The organism is Selenomonas sp. oral taxon 149 str. 67H29BP, from assembly GCF_000146365.1.
Lineage (GTDB): Bacteria > Bacillota > Negativicutes > Selenomonadales > Selenomonadaceae > Centipeda > Centipeda felix.
Genome location: NZ_GL397087.1, coordinates 1,274,603 through 1,291,609, shown reverse-complemented (window position 1 = coordinate 1,291,609; position 17,007 = coordinate 1,274,603). Strand labels below are relative to the sequence as shown.

General features: G+C 57.2%; 24 protein-coding genes. All 24 read left to right on the top strand.

Features of this window, described 5'->3' with window-relative positions:
• The first annotated feature begins 34 nt into the window (after positions 1–34).
• Positions 35–1,291 (top strand): DUF2213 domain-containing protein, encoded by a 1,257-nt coding sequence (locus HMPREF9166_RS06110; RefSeq protein WP_254655013.1) that lies wholly within the window; start codon positions 35–37, stop codon positions 1,289–1,291.
• Between the two features lie 2 nt (positions 1,292–1,293).
• The gene (locus tag HMPREF9166_RS06105) at positions 1,294–1,812 is read left to right on the top strand and encodes a hypothetical protein (protein ID WP_009753114.1); all 519 of its coding nucleotides are present in this window, start codon (positions 1,294–1,296) and stop codon (positions 1,810–1,812) included.
• A gap of 18 nt (positions 1,813–1,830) precedes the next feature.
• Positions 1,831–2,844 carry a DUF2184 domain-containing protein gene (locus HMPREF9166_RS06100; RefSeq protein ID WP_009753113.1) on the top strand — a complete coding sequence of 338 codons (1,014 nt, stop codon included), beginning with the start codon at positions 1,831–1,833 and terminating at the stop codon, positions 2,842–2,844.
• A gap of 13 nt (positions 2,845–2,857) precedes the next feature.
• On the top strand, positions 2,858–3,109 hold the full coding sequence (locus HMPREF9166_RS06095) for a hypothetical protein (RefSeq protein ID WP_009753112.1): 252 nt from the start codon (positions 2,858–2,860) through the stop codon (positions 3,107–3,109).
• Between the two features lie 3 nt (positions 3,110–3,112).
• Positions 3,113–3,589, top strand: coding sequence for a DUF4054 domain-containing protein (locus tag HMPREF9166_RS06090; RefSeq protein WP_009753111.1), 477 nt, complete (start codon positions 3,113–3,115; stop codon positions 3,587–3,589).
• Positions 3,583–4,170: a hypothetical protein gene (locus HMPREF9166_RS06085; RefSeq protein ID WP_009753110.1), complete on the top strand. Its 588-nt coding sequence runs from the start codon at positions 3,583–3,585 to the stop codon at positions 4,168–4,170. Before HMPREF9166_RS06090 ends, HMPREF9166_RS06085 begins: the two co-directional genes overlap by 7 nt.
• Before the next feature lie 4 nt (positions 4,171–4,174).
• A complete protein-coding gene (locus HMPREF9166_RS06080) occupies positions 4,175–4,543 on the top strand; it encodes a hypothetical protein (RefSeq protein WP_009753109.1) in 369 nt (122 codons plus the stop codon).
• Complete coding sequence (locus tag HMPREF9166_RS06075; RefSeq protein WP_009753108.1) at positions 4,540–5,067, top strand: hypothetical protein; 528 nt, start codon at positions 4,540–4,542, stop codon at positions 5,065–5,067. Before HMPREF9166_RS06080 ends, HMPREF9166_RS06075 begins: the two co-directional genes overlap by 4 nt.
• A 12-nt stretch (positions 5,068–5,079) precedes the next feature.
• Positions 5,080–6,216 carry a DUF3383 family protein gene (locus HMPREF9166_RS06070; protein WP_009753107.1) on the top strand — a complete coding sequence of 379 codons (1,137 nt, stop codon included), beginning with the start codon at positions 5,080–5,082 and terminating at the stop codon, positions 6,214–6,216.
• 21 nt (positions 6,217–6,237) lie between these two features.
• A complete protein-coding gene (locus tag HMPREF9166_RS06065; RefSeq protein ID WP_009753106.1) occupies positions 6,238–6,678 on the top strand; it encodes a phage protein in 441 nt (146 codons plus the stop codon).
• A 16-nt stretch (positions 6,679–6,694) separates the two neighbouring features.
• Entirely contained in the window at positions 6,695–7,153 is a 459-nt protein-coding gene (locus HMPREF9166_RS06060) for a phage tail assembly chaperone (RefSeq protein WP_009753105.1), read from the top strand.
• Between the two features lie 8 nt (positions 7,154–7,161).
• The gene (locus HMPREF9166_RS13280) at positions 7,162–7,326 is read left to right on the top strand and encodes a hypothetical protein (RefSeq protein ID WP_009753104.1); all 165 of its coding nucleotides are present in this window, start codon (positions 7,162–7,164) and stop codon (positions 7,324–7,326) included.
• Positions 7,323–9,755 (top strand): phage tail tip lysozyme, encoded by a 2,433-nt coding sequence (locus HMPREF9166_RS06055; RefSeq protein WP_009753103.1) that lies wholly within the window; start codon positions 7,323–7,325, stop codon positions 9,753–9,755. Before HMPREF9166_RS13280 ends, HMPREF9166_RS06055 begins: the two co-directional genes overlap by 4 nt.
• Before the next feature lie 12 nt (positions 9,756–9,767).
• Positions 9,768–10,565 (top strand): phage baseplate protein, encoded by a 798-nt coding sequence (locus HMPREF9166_RS06050; protein ID WP_009753102.1) that lies wholly within the window; start codon positions 9,768–9,770, stop codon positions 10,563–10,565.
• Positions 10,566–10,578: 13 nt separating this feature from the next.
• The gene (locus HMPREF9166_RS06045) at positions 10,579–10,911 is read left to right on the top strand and encodes a hypothetical protein (RefSeq protein ID WP_039981112.1); all 333 of its coding nucleotides are present in this window, start codon (positions 10,579–10,581) and stop codon (positions 10,909–10,911) included.
• Positions 10,895–11,971, top strand: coding sequence for a hypothetical protein (locus HMPREF9166_RS06040; protein ID WP_009753100.1), 1,077 nt, complete (start codon positions 10,895–10,897; stop codon positions 11,969–11,971). The genes HMPREF9166_RS06045 and HMPREF9166_RS06040 overlap by 17 nt, the downstream gene beginning before the upstream one ends.
• Positions 11,972–11,980: 9 nt before the next feature.
• On the top strand, positions 11,981–12,595 hold the full coding sequence (locus HMPREF9166_RS06035) for a Gp138 family membrane-puncturing spike protein (RefSeq protein ID WP_009753099.1): 615 nt from the start codon (positions 11,981–11,983) through the stop codon (positions 12,593–12,595).
• Entirely contained in the window at positions 12,592–12,942 is a 351-nt protein-coding gene (locus HMPREF9166_RS06030; protein WP_009753098.1) for a hypothetical protein, read from the top strand. Before HMPREF9166_RS06035 ends, HMPREF9166_RS06030 begins: the two co-directional genes overlap by 4 nt.
• The gene (locus tag HMPREF9166_RS06025; RefSeq protein ID WP_009753097.1) at positions 12,942–14,108 is read left to right on the top strand and encodes a baseplate J/gp47 family protein; all 1,167 of its coding nucleotides are present in this window, start codon (positions 12,942–12,944) and stop codon (positions 14,106–14,108) included. Before HMPREF9166_RS06030 ends, HMPREF9166_RS06025 begins: the two co-directional genes overlap by 1 nt.
• Positions 14,108–14,752: a DUF2612 domain-containing protein gene (locus HMPREF9166_RS06020; RefSeq protein ID WP_009753096.1), complete on the top strand. Its 645-nt coding sequence runs from the start codon at positions 14,108–14,110 to the stop codon at positions 14,750–14,752. Before HMPREF9166_RS06025 ends, HMPREF9166_RS06020 begins: the two co-directional genes overlap by 1 nt.
• An 11-nt stretch (positions 14,753–14,763) precedes the next feature.
• Positions 14,764–15,804, top strand: coding sequence for a hypothetical protein (locus HMPREF9166_RS12940; protein ID WP_009753095.1), 1,041 nt, complete (start codon positions 14,764–14,766; stop codon positions 15,802–15,804).
• 10 nt (positions 15,805–15,814) lie between these two features.
• Positions 15,815–16,207 carry a hypothetical protein gene (locus HMPREF9166_RS06010; protein ID WP_009753094.1) on the top strand — a complete coding sequence of 131 codons (393 nt, stop codon included), beginning with the start codon at positions 15,815–15,817 and terminating at the stop codon, positions 16,205–16,207.
• The gene (locus HMPREF9166_RS06005; protein WP_009753093.1) at positions 16,204–16,362 is read left to right on the top strand and encodes a CD1375 family protein; all 159 of its coding nucleotides are present in this window, start codon (positions 16,204–16,206) and stop codon (positions 16,360–16,362) included. Before HMPREF9166_RS06010 ends, HMPREF9166_RS06005 begins: the two co-directional genes overlap by 4 nt.
• 67 nt (positions 16,363–16,429) lie before the next feature.
• Positions 16,430–16,888, top strand: coding sequence for a holin family protein (locus HMPREF9166_RS06000; RefSeq protein ID WP_039981642.1), 459 nt, complete (start codon positions 16,430–16,432; stop codon positions 16,886–16,888).
• Positions 16,889–17,007 lie beyond the last annotated feature (119 nt).

Genomic DNA, 17,007 nt, shown 5'->3' with positions numbered 1-17,007 from the left:
GTTTTCTTATGGCAATTTTGAGGGGGGATGTCCATTGAAAGCATTCTACGGGGCGCGATTCTCCGCCCACATGACCAAGACGCCCGAAGGATTCCTCGTGTGTCACAGCGTCCCGATCTGCCGCACGGGGATGCAGGAATACACACCGCAGGAACTCGGCGTCGCAGATAACGGCGGCGGATTCCTCAAGGTGTACCGCGAGGAGGATGAAGTTTTTAAGCCCGCAGCAATCGCGTCCTTCGAGGGAAAACCTGTGACAGACGATCACCCGCCCGTCGGTGTGGATGCCTCGAACTACGCGAGCTACACCAAGGGCACAGTCCAGAACGTCCGGCGCGGCAGCGGGGCGGACAGGGACAAATTGATTTGCGATCTCGTCGTGTACGATGCTGCTCTTATCGCCAGGATTGATGTGGGCAAGCGAGAAATTTCGTGCGGGTACGAGTGCAAATACATCGAGAGGGACGACGGAACATACTGCCAGATGGATATCATCGGCAATCATGTCGCCGTTGTCGAGGAGGGGCGTGCGGGGCACGATGTGTCTATTCGCGACGCCAAGACAAAGCCAGAAGGAGGAAAAAAGATGGCAAAAAAAGGTAGTATTCTGCATCGCATGTTTGCGGCATTCGCAAAAGATGCAGAGCCGGAGGAAGTCCGCGAAGCGGCACGCGCTGTCGACGAGGCAGAGGGCGGTGATCCTGCTGAGACGCAGCAAAACACGATGGACAAGGACGTCCAGGCAATCATGGATGCGATGGAAGCACTCAGTGCCAAGATGGACGCATTCCAGAAACAGAAGGCGCAGGACGACGATCCGGATGAAAATCCGGGCGATGAGGTCGAGGAGACCGAGGCACTGGACGACCTCGAAGAGGAACTGGAAGAGGGCGGTGATAAGCCTGCCAAAACGGAGGATGACGAATCCGAGGAGGAGAGCGTGACCGTGCCGCCCGAGCAGCTCGAAGAGGATGAGGATCCAGAGGCTGTGCCGGCAGACGAAAAGAAGCCTGTGACTGCGGCAGACCGCGCACTTGCGCTGTCGGTGATCCGCACCATGCGACCGTTCATCGCCGCTATGCCGCCGCGTCAGCAGAGACGTGCGTCGGATGCACTCTCGCGCACGCTCAAGAAGGCCATGCGCACACGGGACACGCAGCCGCTCCCCGGGGGCCATGGTGTCCTCTCGCGTCGGAAAACAGCGGATGCTGCGACGCGGGAGAAAGAAATGCGTGCCTACGGCGAGAATTGCCGTAAGCGTAATCCGCACTGCAAGAAGGAGGAGAAGTAATTATGCCGGGAACTACAATCGGAATCAACATGACCTATGGATATCCGGGGCAGGCGTCCCGTCAGGGAGATGAGGTCAGCCGCACGCGCCCTGTTGCCGCAGGGGCGGCAGATATCCCGTTCGGGGCACCCGTCGTCCAGAAGGAGGACGGCTCGGTCGCAATCTTCGGCGCGACGAATACCGCCGACGACTTCGCAGGAATCGCCATGCGCAAGGTCAAGTCGGCGAAGGTGTACCCCTATCAGAACTTCGGATACTACGCAGCGGGCGAGGCGTGTGACGTGCTCCAGCGCGGCGGCATCTCCGCAACGTGTGCGTGGGGAACGCCAAAGGTCGGCGCGAAGGTCTACGTCCGCACGAAGGTCGTCAGCGGCACAAGCCCCGCAGGGGCAAAGGTCGGTGATCTCGGTGCGGCAAACGAGACAGGCAACTGCGTCGAACTCAAAGGCGTGAAGTGGTCGAGCGGAGCAGATGCACGCAGCGTCGCAGAGCTCACGATCATTGTGCGCCAGGGTGTGTAAGAGAGGAGAAGCAACGATATGAAGAAACAGTATAACCTTCCGTCCCCGCCGCAGCGCGGGGGAACTGCCATGCTGACGATGGACGCAGCAGCCGTATCGAGTGGGCTCGCGTTCCTCGAGAGCGAGCTCGAAAAGCTTGACCCGCTCCTTCGTGAGCCGCTGACCAGCACGACCTATCCGCGCGACATTGAGATCGAGAGCGGCGGCGGCTGGGTCGAGGCAACGTCCGCGTTCAACGTTGAGTACAGCGTCACGGGCGGGCAGGCAGACGGTGTCGGTGGCATCCAGAACGCCGTGCGTCGGATTCAGGCAGACCTCAGCAAAGACCTCTACAAGGTGCTCCCTTACGAGGTCTCCATGTCTATCAAGATTCAGGATCAGCTGCGCGGCGCAGTCACCGGGCGCAGCATCGAGGACATATACAACGATGGTATTCGCCTCGACTACGACAAGTACATGGACATCAACACCTATCTCGGACAGGAGGCGTACGGCACGACGGGGCTGCTCAACGACAAGCAGATCACGGCGACGGCTGTCACAGCTGGTGCAAGCGGTCAGACCGACTGGGCGCACAAGACCCCGACCGAGATCCTGAACGACATCGACGAGGCGATCATCGCCGGATGGACTGGTGCGCAGTACGACAACAGTGCCATCCCGAACCACATCCTCATTGACCCCGCGAACTTCGCGTACATCAATCGCACGATGGTGAGCGTCAACGGATATCCAACACCCATATCCATCATGCAGTACCTTGTCGATCACAACATCGCCAAGGCAAAGGGCGTTGACCTCGTGATCGCTGAGTGCCGGTTCTGCATCGGCGCAGGCGTCGGCAAGAAGAACCGCATGGTCGCCTACGTTAACCAGCGCCGCTTTGTCGGCATGGATGTGCCCGTACCGATGAGCCGCGTCATGACGCAGCCGAACGTCAATACGGCGTCCTACGACAGCCTCTACATGGCGAACGTCGGGCAGGTCAAGATTCACTACATCGAGCCGTTCATCTACCGCGACGGCATCTGAGAGGAGGCACAGCATGATTAAACTCGTGGCGAAACAGAAGATCGGATTCCGCAACCCGGAGACGGGCGAGATCGTGACGGCGGAGCCGTACGCGTTCTCGACTCTCCCCGACTGGATCACGAAAGACCCGATGTACGGATGGGCACAGGAAGACGGCAGCGTCGAGATCGGCAGTGAGCCGAAGGATGACAAGCCACCGAAGGATGGCGACGTAAAGGATGACAAGACGCCGAAGCCACCGAAGGATGGTGAAAAGAAGGAGTAAGCCATGATCTACGAAGGAGTGGACGTCTTCGGGATTATCGCCTCCGCGTCGAACATTCGCACGGGCGGCAATCCCGAATACAAAGCCGAGGATTTTCTCGCTGCCTATCCGCAGTTCGGCGGCGGGACTGTGCCGGAGGTCGTGATCCGCGCATGGGTCAATATGGCTCAGGCATCCATTCACAAGACACGCTACCACGATGCGTGGGAGCTCTGCATGGGGCTTTACATCGCACACTGGCTGACGCTGTACTTGCAGACGGCGGGCGGTGCAGATGATCCTGTGCAGAAGAAAATCTCTGCGGGGCTCGCCAAGGGGCTGCAGAGCTCCAAGAGCGCGGGCGACATCTCTGTGTCCTACGACTTTGGCAGCATCAACGAGGACTTCGTGGGCTGGGGAACGTACAAGCTGACCACCTACGGTCAGCAGTTCCTCACGCTGGCGCGGATGTATGCCATTGGAGGGATGGTCGTATGGTAACAGGCACAGCGACCGTCACGAAGATGGGGAAGGGATTCACGGCGATGGTCAGCAAGGTGCAAGCCCTGACGAAAAAGGAAGTCCTCGTCGGCATCCCGCAAGACGAAGCGCAGCGCCCCGGAGACGGTGACATGGTGAACAATGCAGAGCTTCTCTATCTCCATACGCACGGCGTACGCGCCCCTGCCATGCGTGCAGAGATGCAGAAAAGCATCAACGCTGGGATGAAGTACAGCGCAGCGCACAGCCTCTACGTGCAGACGCATGGAAGCCCTGCCTACGCCATTCCACCGCGTCCCGTGCTAGAGCCCGCAATCAGGGACAGCAAGGCGGCGATTGGCAAACAGGTCGCGGGGGCGTATCGTGCCGCGATGCGCGGGGATATGGTAGGGGCAGAGAGAGGGCTCGAGCTTGCCGGCATGGTCGCGCAGAATGCCGCGCGCGCATGGTTTGAGAATCCCAAGAATAAGTGGCCGCCGAACTCACAGTGGACAATCAAGGAGAAGGGCAGTGATAGCCCGCTCATTGACACGGGCGAGATGCGCAAGTCCATCACATACGTGATCAGAGATATGGGGTGATCGCATGGCAATCGATGTTTCAGAGATCGTTCATGACCCCGATTTCTGTACCGCGTTCACGGTCATTAAGCAAAACGGAACAGAGTGGGTGCGCGGTGTTCCGCACACGAAGATGCAGGAAATCACCGTGGAGGGCATCGTGCAGCCGTCGTCCAGCAAGGATCTCGAGCTGCTGGATACCGCCGATCGCGTCAACGGGATGAAGACATTTATCACGGATGCTGTCAGCCTTGACGTGTCGGACACGGAGAAGACCTCCGATGTGTGTGTGTGGAAGGGGCAGCGGTACAAGCTGATCCAGACCTTTGACTACGCCGCGAACGGCTACTACAAAGCAATCGGCGCACTGTTGGGAGAGGAGGACAGCGGATGACATACAGTGAGCTCCAGGATTTGTTCTGGGATGCAGCGTCGGCCATTACGTCGGACGTCATCAAGAAGCCCGACAAGTTCATCCGCTGGCGCTATCCCGAAGGTGGTGCGCCCGACTGGAAGATCAGCGACGATATTCTTTTTCTGTACCTCGCGGAGGCGGATGACGACTACGCGAAGCAGAGAGACAGCCTATATCGGGAGGCAGATGAAACCGTCTATCGTGATACTACCCGCACGCGCGTGTGGGATTTGCAGGCCACCGCCTACGGGCGCAGGTCATACGAGGTCGCGAATGCCCTGAAGGACGGCTTCTTTTACGAGCCGGTGCGCAGAAATCTCGAACAAAAGGATGTGTTCATCGTCCCGAATCTCCCGACGTGTATGCAAGCACCCGAACTTTTCGCAGGGAAGTGGTGGGACAGGTGGGATATTACCCTGCGATTCAACGAGCTCTATCGCCTTGCGCCGGAGGATGTCGGCAGAATTGCCAACATTCGACTTGGTGCACAGGCGAATCCATAAGGAGGGAACAATATGGCACTCAAAAACGTGCTGCCGCTTGACCCTGTGGTCAACATTATCGTCAACCTCGCCGCCGTTTCGGCGACGCGAAAGAAGTTCAACCTTGCCCTGCTCATGGGCGACGTCGGCACGGTGGCAGACTTCGCCAACAAGCGCATCGTGACATACGACAGCCTGAACGCCATGCTTCAGGCAGGATTCACGACGGAGGATCGCCTCTACAAGGCAGCAGCGCTCATCTTCGGACAGCGTAAGAAGCCGCCGCTTGTTGCCATCGGGAAGGTCGGCAGTGAGGAAGCCCCTGTAAAGACAGTGCAGGAATGCCGTCAGGCGGATTCCGAGTGGTACGTTGGCATTTACTGCGGCGACATTACGGACGCGCAGATTCTCGCCGTACAGGAATACGTCGAGGCGTGCACGCCGTCTACCATGTTCGCCTTTACGACGGCGGAGGAGACGGCGAAGGCAGACGACGGCGGTATCTTCGGCACGATCAAGAGCAAGGGCTACCGCCGCATCATCGGGCAGTATTCCACCGCACACAAGGACGCAATCTGCGCGGCGATTGGATGGGCGATGGGTGCGATGAGCGCATCGACCATCAACAGCGCATTTACACTAGCCTATAAACGTGAGGTCGGTGTGCAGGCAGAGAACTACATGCAGACGTTCACGTCGAATGACCTGAACAACATCAAGAAGAACTACGGGAACGTTTACGTCAACCGTGGCAATTTTTATGATGTGTTCGAGGAAGGGCGCGTCGGTGACGGATCGTGGTTCGATGAGATCATCTACCTCGACAAGTTCAAGAACGACATGCAGCTCGGCATCATGGATTTGCTCGTCAACGCGAGCAAGGTGCCGCAGACCGAGGCGGGCATGGGACGCATTAAGACGGCGATCAAAGAGGTCTGCGACGACATGAACCGCATCGGCTTCATCAAGGAGGGCGTATGGAAGGGCGAAGATCTGATGGCGCTTGAGTACGGGAAGGTGCTCCCGGGCGGCTATCTCATCCAGAGCGAGCTGATCAGTGAGCAGGCACAGGCAGAGCGTGACGCACGCAACGCACCGCCGATCTACGTTTCGCTGAAGATCGCGGGGGCGATTCACCACGTCACCATTCAGGTCGACGTCAACCGCTAAGGGGAAGGGAGGATATAGAGTATGCCAACGGTAAGTACTTATTCGTTTACCGATGTCAACGCGACGATCAGCTGCCCAGGGTATGGGTCGTTTTCCATCCAGGGGGAGGGTGTCGGCGAAATGAACGTCTCGAAGACGACCGACCGCTCGGTGCATGATGTCGCGGCAGACGGCTCAGTCATGGTCAGCAAGATTGCCGGCAATAATGGCTCTGTCACCATCAACGCACAGCAGACCAGTGCCCTGCATGCGTTTTTGCAGGGACTTTTTAATTATTGCTGGCAGGCGGACACCTCGGTATGGACAACAATCTCCATGACCATCGAAGCCCCAAAGATGGGCAAGACGGACTATTGTTCGGGCGGGTCATTCGTCAAGGAGGCGGATGAGCCGTTCCAGAGCCAGGGGCAGCGCGTCTCGTGGCAGATTCTGTTCGCAGATATTCAGCGCATCCAGCTGTGATCGGAGGAGGTAGACGATGAAACGGGAAACAAAGAAGATTGTCGAGATTCAGGGGCGGAAATTTGAGATTCGCTCCTTTGATGCTTTTACGGGCAGTTATATCGCATTCACGCTCATGGAGAAGATGCTTCCCATGGGCATGGAGGCGAAGGTCATGAATACACTCCGCGCCGAGGGGAAGGATGTCGACGCACTGCCAACGCCGAACCGCGCGCTTATGAGCAAGGGAGAGTTCATCGCATTCCAGCGGGATGTGCTCTCCGTAGTCGGAGAAGTTCTGCCGGGACGTACCGCGCCGCTCTTCAACGACAACGGCAGCTGGGGCGTGGAGAACGTCGCAGACAACGCGATGCTCGTCATTCTGCTGACGATCCACGCGCTGGTTTTCAACATCGCGGGTTTTTTCACCGGAGACGGCTTGAAGGAATTGAAAGCCGGTCTCCAGAGTTTGAGCTTTGCGAATACCGCAACGTAAACGCATGGGTGTACGCGCCCGTCATCGCAGGGAAGTGGCAGCAGCACGAACTGTGGGACGGAACGTACACGTTTAATGACCTGCTCGATGTTCATGAGATCATGCTCGTTGAGGGAGAGAACCGCCGACGTGCTGATGTATACGCAGCAGAGCAGAGGGAGGTGAGACAATGATCGGTGAGATGATCCAGGAATATCTGGTCGGACTGGGTGTGCGGCTGGACAAGCCGGGCTTTGGTCAGGCCGAGGCGACGATTAACGGCCTTGACCGTACAGTGGAGACGGCGACGGGTCACATGGCGGCGAATTTCGTCCGCGCTTCGGCGATGATCAGCACGGCGATCGCAGGCGTGACCGCCTCCGTCTTCGGCCTGATGAAGTCCGCCGCATCGCAAGACCTCGCCATGCAGAAGCTATCTCGACAGATGATGGTCGGCAAGGACGCCGCGTGGACGATGAAGGCAGCGACAGATGCCCTCGGCGAATCCATCCAAGACATTATGCTGACCCCAGAGCTGATGGAGCGATTCAACAAGCTCACAGCAGACGGGCAGAGAATGAAGGTCGGCGGTGACTTTGAGGCGACCATGAAGGGGTTCCGCGACCTCATGTTTGAGTTCACACGGCTCAAGCAGGAGGTCAGCTATGCCATGACGTGGGTCGGGTACTATCTCATGAAGTACCTGAACCGCCCGCTTGCAGAGGCGCGGGAGAAGTTCCGCAGCTTCAACGACATGTTCGTCAAGAACATGAGCGTCTGGACGGAGAAAGCCGCGCGCATGCTCGTCTACATTATTAACATTGGAAAGCATTTTCTGATGCTTGTTCTGAGCGTCGGGAAAGCCCTCTGGCGGATGTGGGAGAGCTTCCCAAAAGGGGTGAAAATAGCCACCGCCGCACTGGCGGGGCTCGCACTTGTCATGAGGGCAAACCCGCTGACGCGCATGATGCTCCTCGTGAGCACGCTGCTCCTCCTCATTGACGATTACTACGGTCACATGGAGGGCAAGCAGTCGGCATTCGGGGAGTATTGGGACAAGCTCAACGAGTACATCGAAACGGCAAAGAAAAAGTGGGAGGAGTTCTCCGGCGCTGTGTCGGATTTCTTCGACCGCGTCCAGGGTTCGAGTGCGCTGAATGATTTCATCGCAGAGGTCAAGGATCTCGGCAGTGCCATCTGGGAACTTGCAGAGGCCTATGCCGCTGCATGGGTTGAGGAAGCAAAAGAGCTCTACGCATCCATGGAGAAGCACGGCGCAGTCGACGGGTTGAGCGAAGCAATCGGAAAGCTCTGGGGGATGTTCGAATCTCTCCTGGGCACGGTGAAGGACTTCTTTCGATGGTGGAAGCGCCTTCTAGGCGAGGTGCGCCGAACGAAGGAGTACCACGACCTCATCGACGCGGTGGGTGAACTCGCAGGCGCGCTGACGGAGACGTTCAACGTCATTCTTGATCTTATCAACATCGCGTTCAGCGGGCTCTTTGGCGAGATAGGCAAGACCGATCACGTCTACAGCTTCCGCGACGCTATCCGCGCGGTGTTCAGCATATTCACCGCCCTTCTGCGTGTGGTGACAGGGGCGGTCAAGGTATTCAACGAGCTCCTCACGATGATGCGCGACAGCAATCCGTTCAGGCGGTTCTGGGAGGAGCTGGGACGGATGATTGACCGTGCGATCGAGAGGGTCGGCAAGTTCGGCAGAGCGCTCATCGCGCTGAAGAATGGAGACTTTAAGGGCGCGTGGGAGATAATCAGCGGCGATGGGGATGGTTCTCCTGCGGGAAAGGGCGACCGCGATTGGAACCGCAAGGTCGCCTATCAGCGATTCAAAGCGGCGGGGTACTCAGATGAGGCAATCGCAGGCATCCTCGGCAGAGCGAAGCAGGAACATAACTTTGACACTAGCGATGTCCCAGAACATTATGTGCCGGGAATTGGCACCGTCGGCGGCTATGGGATGTACCAATTGAATGGAGGAAGGACGCAACGCTTCCTTGCATGGGCGGAAGAACATGGGCTAGACCCTCAAGATCCCGGTGTGCAGACGGACTTCGCCATCATCGAAGCACGCGAACGTGGACTTGGTCCGGAATACATGAATCAGCTGCCTCCATCTGAGGCGACAACGGTATGGACAGACAAGTACGAAGTCGGGAAACACGGAGATGAGCAGGCGTACACCGCAGAACAATACGCAGACATTCAATCGGGCAGGATTCTTGAAGCCAAGCCGACGCAGCCTGCCTCTTCTCTGTCAGACGCCAGCCCCGCTGCAGAGAATATGCCGTACAAGCTGGAACGCCCGCATTACAGGGCGACACCTGTGTCGACGTTTGCCGCACCGTCCTACAGCATCGACCCGCTCCTCTACACCGGGCTGATGACAGGTGCGCGGCAGACGGGATACGGCGGATACCCACCGCAGGGAAGCGGTGGTGTCGTCTATCAGGTCAACGTCGGCGGTGTGACCGTCAACGGAACGAACCAGAACGCGGCAGAGATCGGGCGCAGCGTCGGGCGTGAGACCATGACACAGCTCGAGCAAAAGGGGGCACATATCCTGCGCAGTCGGACAATGACCGGTGCGCCCGTGCTGGTGTAGGGAGGTGATACGTTGGGCATCAAAAAGGGGCTGTCGATTGACGGCCTTAATTATTTCTCCGATCTCGTATCGACCAAGAAAAAGCCCGATTGGATGAAGGTCGGCGTTGAGATCGGCAAGATGACAGGGCACTATGAGATCGTCAACTTCCTCAGCGGCTACAAGGACATGGAGCAGTTTCTGTTCCGTGTACCGAAGTGGCCGATCGGAGGCATGTATTTCGACGGCGTGATGCGCACGGAGCATATCAGCCGCGTCCGCCCGACAAACTACCCCGTGCAGACGGGCGTGACAATGACCGACCACGCTATCATCGAGCCGGCAGAAGTCACCGTCGAGATCATGATGACGGATGCAAAGGCAGACAGCTACCTGCAGACGCCGCCCGCCATCGGGAATATCCTCAAAACCATTGGGACGATGTACAGCAATTTTGCAGGGCTCCCCTGCATGCCGACGATGGTGACCACGCCAGGGGAGGGACGCTCCATCGACGCGTGGAAAAGCCTGCGTGCTCTGCAGATGGCGCGTGTTCCGATTACGGTCGAGACACGCCTGCAGACCTATCACAACATGCTGATCGAGGAGCTCTCTGCACCGGACGATGTCAACACACTCCATGCGCTGCGGTGCACAGTGCGCATGCGGGAGATCATCTTCGCGACGGTGGCAGAGACGGCGGTTAGCGCAAGGGCATCGGCGTCCGCCGGGGAATCTGCCTCAGGCCAGACACCCGTGCAGACGGGCGATGACGTAAATAAGACTTCCGCCCGTGTCATAAAAGATGCTGGCGGCAGTATCTTTACATAGAGGAGATGCGGCGGTGTTTTCGATCATCCCATTTCAGGGGATACCAAATCATAAATTCAGCGCGAAGGTGCCAATCGACGGAGGCAACACGCTCCTCAAATTCCACATGAAGTACAACGAGTTCGCGCAGTACTGGCTCGTCGACATCTACAAGAATGATGCGATGGTTTACGCAGGGCTGCCGCTCGTGTCGGGGCAGAACATTCTCGAGCAGGTCGGCTACCTTGGCATCGGCAGCGCGTGGATCGCACCGCGCAGCCGTGTGCAGGAACAGTGGCCGAGCGCGGCAACACTCACATCGGACTGGTACGTGATCTGGGGTGACAGCAATGGCGGAGACAAATGACGGCGCAGAGGCGCAGGGGAATGAGCAGGCGCAGCCAGAGCAGCAGACACGCAAAGGACGCCTCTATGGGCGGAAATGGAAGATCACCATTTATAAACCCGCCTACAAGACGGGTGAGGATGGGAATCCTACTGATGAGCGAGATCCAGAACATGACACAGAGATGGACGTGTCACAGCTCAAATGTGAATTTCAGACCAAAGCGACGACCGAGACCGCCGTTCAGATTGGCACGCTTGTCGTCTACAACATGAACGCCAAGACAGAGAAGGAGGTCATCGAGGAGGGCTTTCAGATCTCCGTTTTCGGCGGGTACGAGGAGGGACAGTACGGAGAGATTTTCACGGGGGACATCGTCCAGATTTTCCGCAATCGTGAGAATGGCACGGACTACTGCCTCGAGATCATCGCACTCAAGGGGATGCAGAGCCTCTTCATGAATCACGTCCGCAGCACCATCGCCGCCGGCAGTACGCCGCGCGATGTGGTGGATGCTGTGGCAGGGCAGGCGGACAAAAAAGTCGGCGTCGGCGAGGTGAGCGAGGAGCTGCCTGACCAGCCACTCCCGCGCGGCAAGGTGCTCTTTGGCACGCCCGCGAAGTACCTGCGCGACCTGTGCACGTGGAATGATGCCGTCTACTGGGAGGGCGAGGATGGCAAACTCACCGTGGAGACGGTCGAGCAGGAAATCCCCGCCGACCGTGTGCTTTATCTAAAGCCAAATACGGGGCTGGTCGGCACGCCTGTCTACACCGACCAAGGCATCCAGATCAAGATGCTCCTCGATGCACGTGTAAAGCTACGCTCCATGATCAAGATCGACGACGAGATCATTCAGCGGCAGGCACTGCAGATCGACCCTGGCAGCGGACAGCAAAAGAGCGACCAGCTCCCACAGAAGGAACAATTCGACCAAGACGGCGAGTACCAGGTGTTCTCCGTCGAGCACCATGGCGACACGTGGGGCGATGAGTGGACGACGTCAGTCGTCGGCGTCAGCCGCAACGGACGCAAGGGATTCTTGACAGCGGTGCAAGGCAAAGGACAGACGATGAAATGAGGTGACAGAATGCTGAAAGTATCAGAGCGGCTCGCCGAGGAGGTCGAGCAGAGCAAGCGTGAGCTGGACGGATTCGGGCTGGACTTGCGCGTTGCCGCTCCGGGCATCATCCGCTCGGTCGATTACGCCAGACAGACGTGTACCGTGCAGCTGGCGATCCGCGAGCGCATGAATCGTGGCGGTGTGCTCACATGGGCGGAGATCCCGATTCTGCCCGATGTGCCATTCTTCGTGTATTCGGGCGGCGGCTACTGCCTGACCCTTCCCATTCAGCCGGGCGACGATTGCCTCGTGGTCTTTGGAGATAACTGTATGGATGCGTGGTGGCAGAGCGGCGGCGTGCAGAACCAGGTCGAAAAACGAAGACACGATCTCTCGGATGGATTCGCCCTGGTTGGATTCCGCAGCCAGCCCCATGTGGTCAGCGGATACTCCGGCGGCGCAGCGCAGATGCGCAACGCGGCAGGGGATGCCTGCATCGAGATCAGCGGGGCCAGCATCCACATTCATGCAGCTGGCGGCGTCACCATAGATGGAGGCGTCACCATCGACGGGCGCAGCTTCCTCGGACATACACACGGAGGCGTTCAGCCAGGTGGAGGAACAACGGGAGGTGTCTCGTGAGATACCGCGCACTGGACGAAAATGGAGATTTTACCCTCGGGAACGCACACGCCTACATTGACGGGGTGGATGCCGTGCGGCAGGCTGTCATAACAAGGCTGCGGCTTCTCGTCTACGAGTGGTGGGAGGACATCAACGACGGCGTGCCGTACTGGCAGAAGATCATCGCCAGCAGGGATGTCGCAGCAGCAGAGCAGATCATCCGCGAGCGGATCCAGCAGACGCCGCACGTGCTGTCCATCCTGTCCTTTGACACTGTCTGGGACAACGAGAACCGCACACTGATGATACGTGTGGCGATCCAGAGTGAGTACGGTGCATTCAGCATCGATGAGGAGGTGGGATAATGGCATACTTCGCTCCGTACATTGACGACGCAGGGCTTCACGTCCCGACCTACGCCGACATACGGGATGATTTGATTGATGATTTTAAGAAAATCTATGGGGACGATCTCTACCTCGGCAACGATTCTCAGGATTATCAGATGATCTCCACGTTTGCGCTCAAAACATACGACACGATACAGCTCCTGCAGATCGTCTACAATAACCAGAGCGTCAAGACGGCGGTCGGGACGGGGCTGTCCTCGCGCGTGAAGCTCAACGGACTGCGCCGCAAGACGGCGAGCTACTCCACCTGCGTTCTGACGCTGACAGGCGTGCCGGGAACGACCATCGCCGCTGGAATTGTCGAGGATACGCAGGGAAAACGGTGGAATTTGCCCGAAAACGTCAATTTTGACTGCGAAATCGTCGAAATTACGGCGAAGTGCCAGGATATCGGCGCAGTCGAAGCACCTGTCGGCACGATCACGAAGATCAGCAACCCTCAATATGGGTGGCTGTCGGTTACAAACAAGGTACCAGCCGTAAAGGGACGCCCCATCGAGACCGATGAGGAGCTGCGCCGCCGCCAGGCATTGTCGGTGGCAATTCCAAGCCAAAATATGGTAAACAGTACACTCGCCGGCATAGGAAGCGTCGCTGGAGTATCGCGGTACAAAGTGTACGAGAATGACACGAACAAGGCCGATGAGAACGGCGTCCCAGGGCACAGCATCGCCGCTGTCATTGAGGGCGGGCTGGATGAAGCGGTCGCCGAGCAAATTTATCTGAGAAAAGGCCCAGGCTGCGGGACCCATGGGACAACAACGACTATCTACACCAATTCTGACGGGTTGAAAAATGAAATTCGATTCTTCCGCCCCACATATATGGAAATCACCGTGAAAGTCACAGTAAGGAGGTGCGCAGGGTATACGACGTTGGTGGAAGAGAACATCAAGCGTAATATTGCGTTGTACGTTGGACGTCTCGGCATAGGGGCAAACGTTACCACGACAGGGGTTCTGACCGCAATCGCTGCCGCCGTTGACGACGCGCTGCAGCCCTCTTTTGCTTTGCAGAGCGTGCAGATCGGACGGACAGATGGCGCACTTGGTGTGGCTGATGTAGATATCCCGTACAATGCCATAGCAAAGAGCGGAACCGTTACGGTGGAGGTGGTCTGATGGCACTCATGGATGAATACCTCGGTCTTATCACGTCGCAACACTGTGTGCGCGAGAAGTTCATGCGTACAGTTACGGCACTGCTTACACCATCGGATGATATTTTTGCGCTGGCGATCGAGCTGGATGATGAATTTGACATCGACTACGCAACGGGAGTGCAGGAGGATGTTCTCGGAGAGTTCGTCGGCGCACAGCGCACACTTCCGTACCAGCCGGGGAAAGGAGTTTCTCCCGAGCTGGACAATTCCGCATATCGGAAACTCCTACTGGCAAAGATCGCGAAGAACCAATGGAAGGGCGGCATTTACGACATCAAAGAGCTCTGGAATGCGCTCTTTGGAAAAGGAATCATCATCCAGGACAACCAAGACATGAGCATTGACGTGCTCGCCATTGGTATCAATGATCAGATTACCAAAGAGATGGTGCAACAGGGGTTGATCGTCCCGAAACCGCAGGGCGTGCACGTCAATTATTATTTTGCTGATCATGCGGTATTCGGCTACGACCTTGAGACAGACACGATCAAGGGATACGATCATGCCGACTGGATGAACGCGCTGCCTGACGTGTCCTTTTCCTATGATGTCGAGGATCCTGCAAGCGGCATGAGTGGATACGACGGCAGCTATTGGACGTGAGGAGGAGAACGATGGCAAAGACAAATTACCAGATATTCAACGAGGAGAACGCTCCGGAGCGGACGTACAACGACTCTGAGTACAAGGAGGCGACGCAGCGCGTCGGCGGGGTTATGCCCGGTATGGCACTCTCTCGGATGCACAACAAGATGTACTACCAATGGTCGGCAATGTGCAAGGCAATCGCTAACCTGATCGTTAGTCACGGACATGACTGCATGGATAACGACGTCGAGGGGATCACGCGATATCTTGAGGAGGCGATCACAAGTGCGGCAACAGGAGGAATCAACGCCCACCGCACCGCCGCCGAGCTCGACCATCCTGATGGAAGCGTTACCACGCCAAAACTGCGTGATGCGGCTGTCACAGGGGTGAAGATCGCCGATGGCGTGATCGATAAGAAGCATCTCGCGGCGGACGTCAAGACGCTTATCAGTGACGCCGGAATCGCCATCCTCGGGCGAAACCGCTCCTATCAGGTCGGCGACATCGCGTATCACAAAGCCCTGCCATCGTGGGCGCGGCTTGAGTGCGTGAAGGCGGGTACCACGGGCGCGACACTGCCAAATCTAAGTGACGCGCGGGAAAACGATCACATCACCGATGGGACAGTGGAGTGGGGTGTGGGAAAGACCGCAACCTTGGAGCAACTGACAAAAAGCCTAACAGGAAAAGCCGACTGTTCGTTGGGAAATATTCTCGAATCGGCAAAGACGGTGATTAATGATGCAGTGATTGTAAGAAGCCTGTTGGCGGAGAATGGATACATCGTGTTCGCCAATGGGCTAATTATACAGTGGGGGTGTGTATATGGCGAACAAGTTACAACACCGAATCAATCGATCTTGATTACACCTCTAGTCAGCATATCAAAGGAATTGTTTTCTTGCGGAAACGTGAATGTGGCCGGAGGGAATACGGACTACAATTGGAAAAATAATCATGCTATCGTGAGCACCATATACAGTCAGGGTGATAAGAAGCTAAGCGTATCAAGTACGTTTTTTGGCAAAACCTATATAACACGATGGTTGTTGATCGGGGTTTAAGGAGGCATATATGTACGAATATCTTGCAAAATTTGACGCATCAGGACATCGTGAGACAACTGTCATCAGTGGTGTCCATTACAGCACCGATGACGAGCGGCAGGGCTATCTTGATGGAGGCTACATCCCCATCTCCGATGAGGATTACCAGACCTACATTGGCAACCGCGGCGCGGGAGATAACGGCACGGGCTACATCCGTGACCCGAAGACAGGAAAGCCCGTCTCCGCGCCGCCTGTTCCGCCCGTGGAAGCAGAGCTGCAAGAGCCGCCTGTTGATGAGGAACGTCTCGCCGCATTCGAGGCAATGGCAGCGCAGGAAGCCCGTCTCGTCGCACAGGGGGAGCGCATCGCGGCACTCGAAGCCGAACTTTCTGCACTGAAAGGAGGTGGAGGAAAATGAAGAAGTGGGCATATATGATTCCCGTCTACGCCTATCTCGTACGTCGTGGGACGTGGGCAATCTCTGAGGAAGACAAGAAGGACGATCAGAAAGTCGTCCCCGAGGTCTACCGTGAGGATGTAGCCTCATACCTCGTCACGCACACAGAAGGATAAGACAACGCGCAGAAAAGCCGTCATGACAAGTGGCGGCTTTTTCTGTGCAGAGAAAGGAGTGATGCTCATGCAGAGTATTTTAACATGGCTCGCGGATTGCGTGCCGACAGGGACGGAGGTGGAGGCAGGAAGCATGACGGCGGTAGTAGGCGGCGTGATCGCGTACCTTTGCGGATGGGATAAGGCGATGGAGGCACTTCTGGTACTCATGGGAATGGACTATGTGACGGGAATGCTGGCGGCGAAGGTCAATCCGAACCTCGGCGGATGGAGCAGCAAGGTCGGTTTTCGGGGGATTTGCAAGAAAGTGCTCATCCTCTCCATCGTCGCCCTCGCGCACTTTATTTCAGACCTCACGGGCGGCGAAGCGGCGCGTGTACTTGTGATCTGGTTCTTCATCGGTAACGAGGGCTTATCCATCGTTGAGAATGCAGCAAACTCTGGTGTCCCCGTGCCAAAGAAACTGCGGGACACACTGGAACAGCTGAAAAACGAGAAGGATGAGAAGAAAGGAGAGCAAAAATAATGGCACACGTATTGAGTAAATCCGCGATGCAGCGCGTAACGCCTGCAGAGCTCGAAGAGCTCGCAGGACAGTACCGGGAAAACATCCAAGCGGCCGCCGAGTATATTGGCCGCGAAACG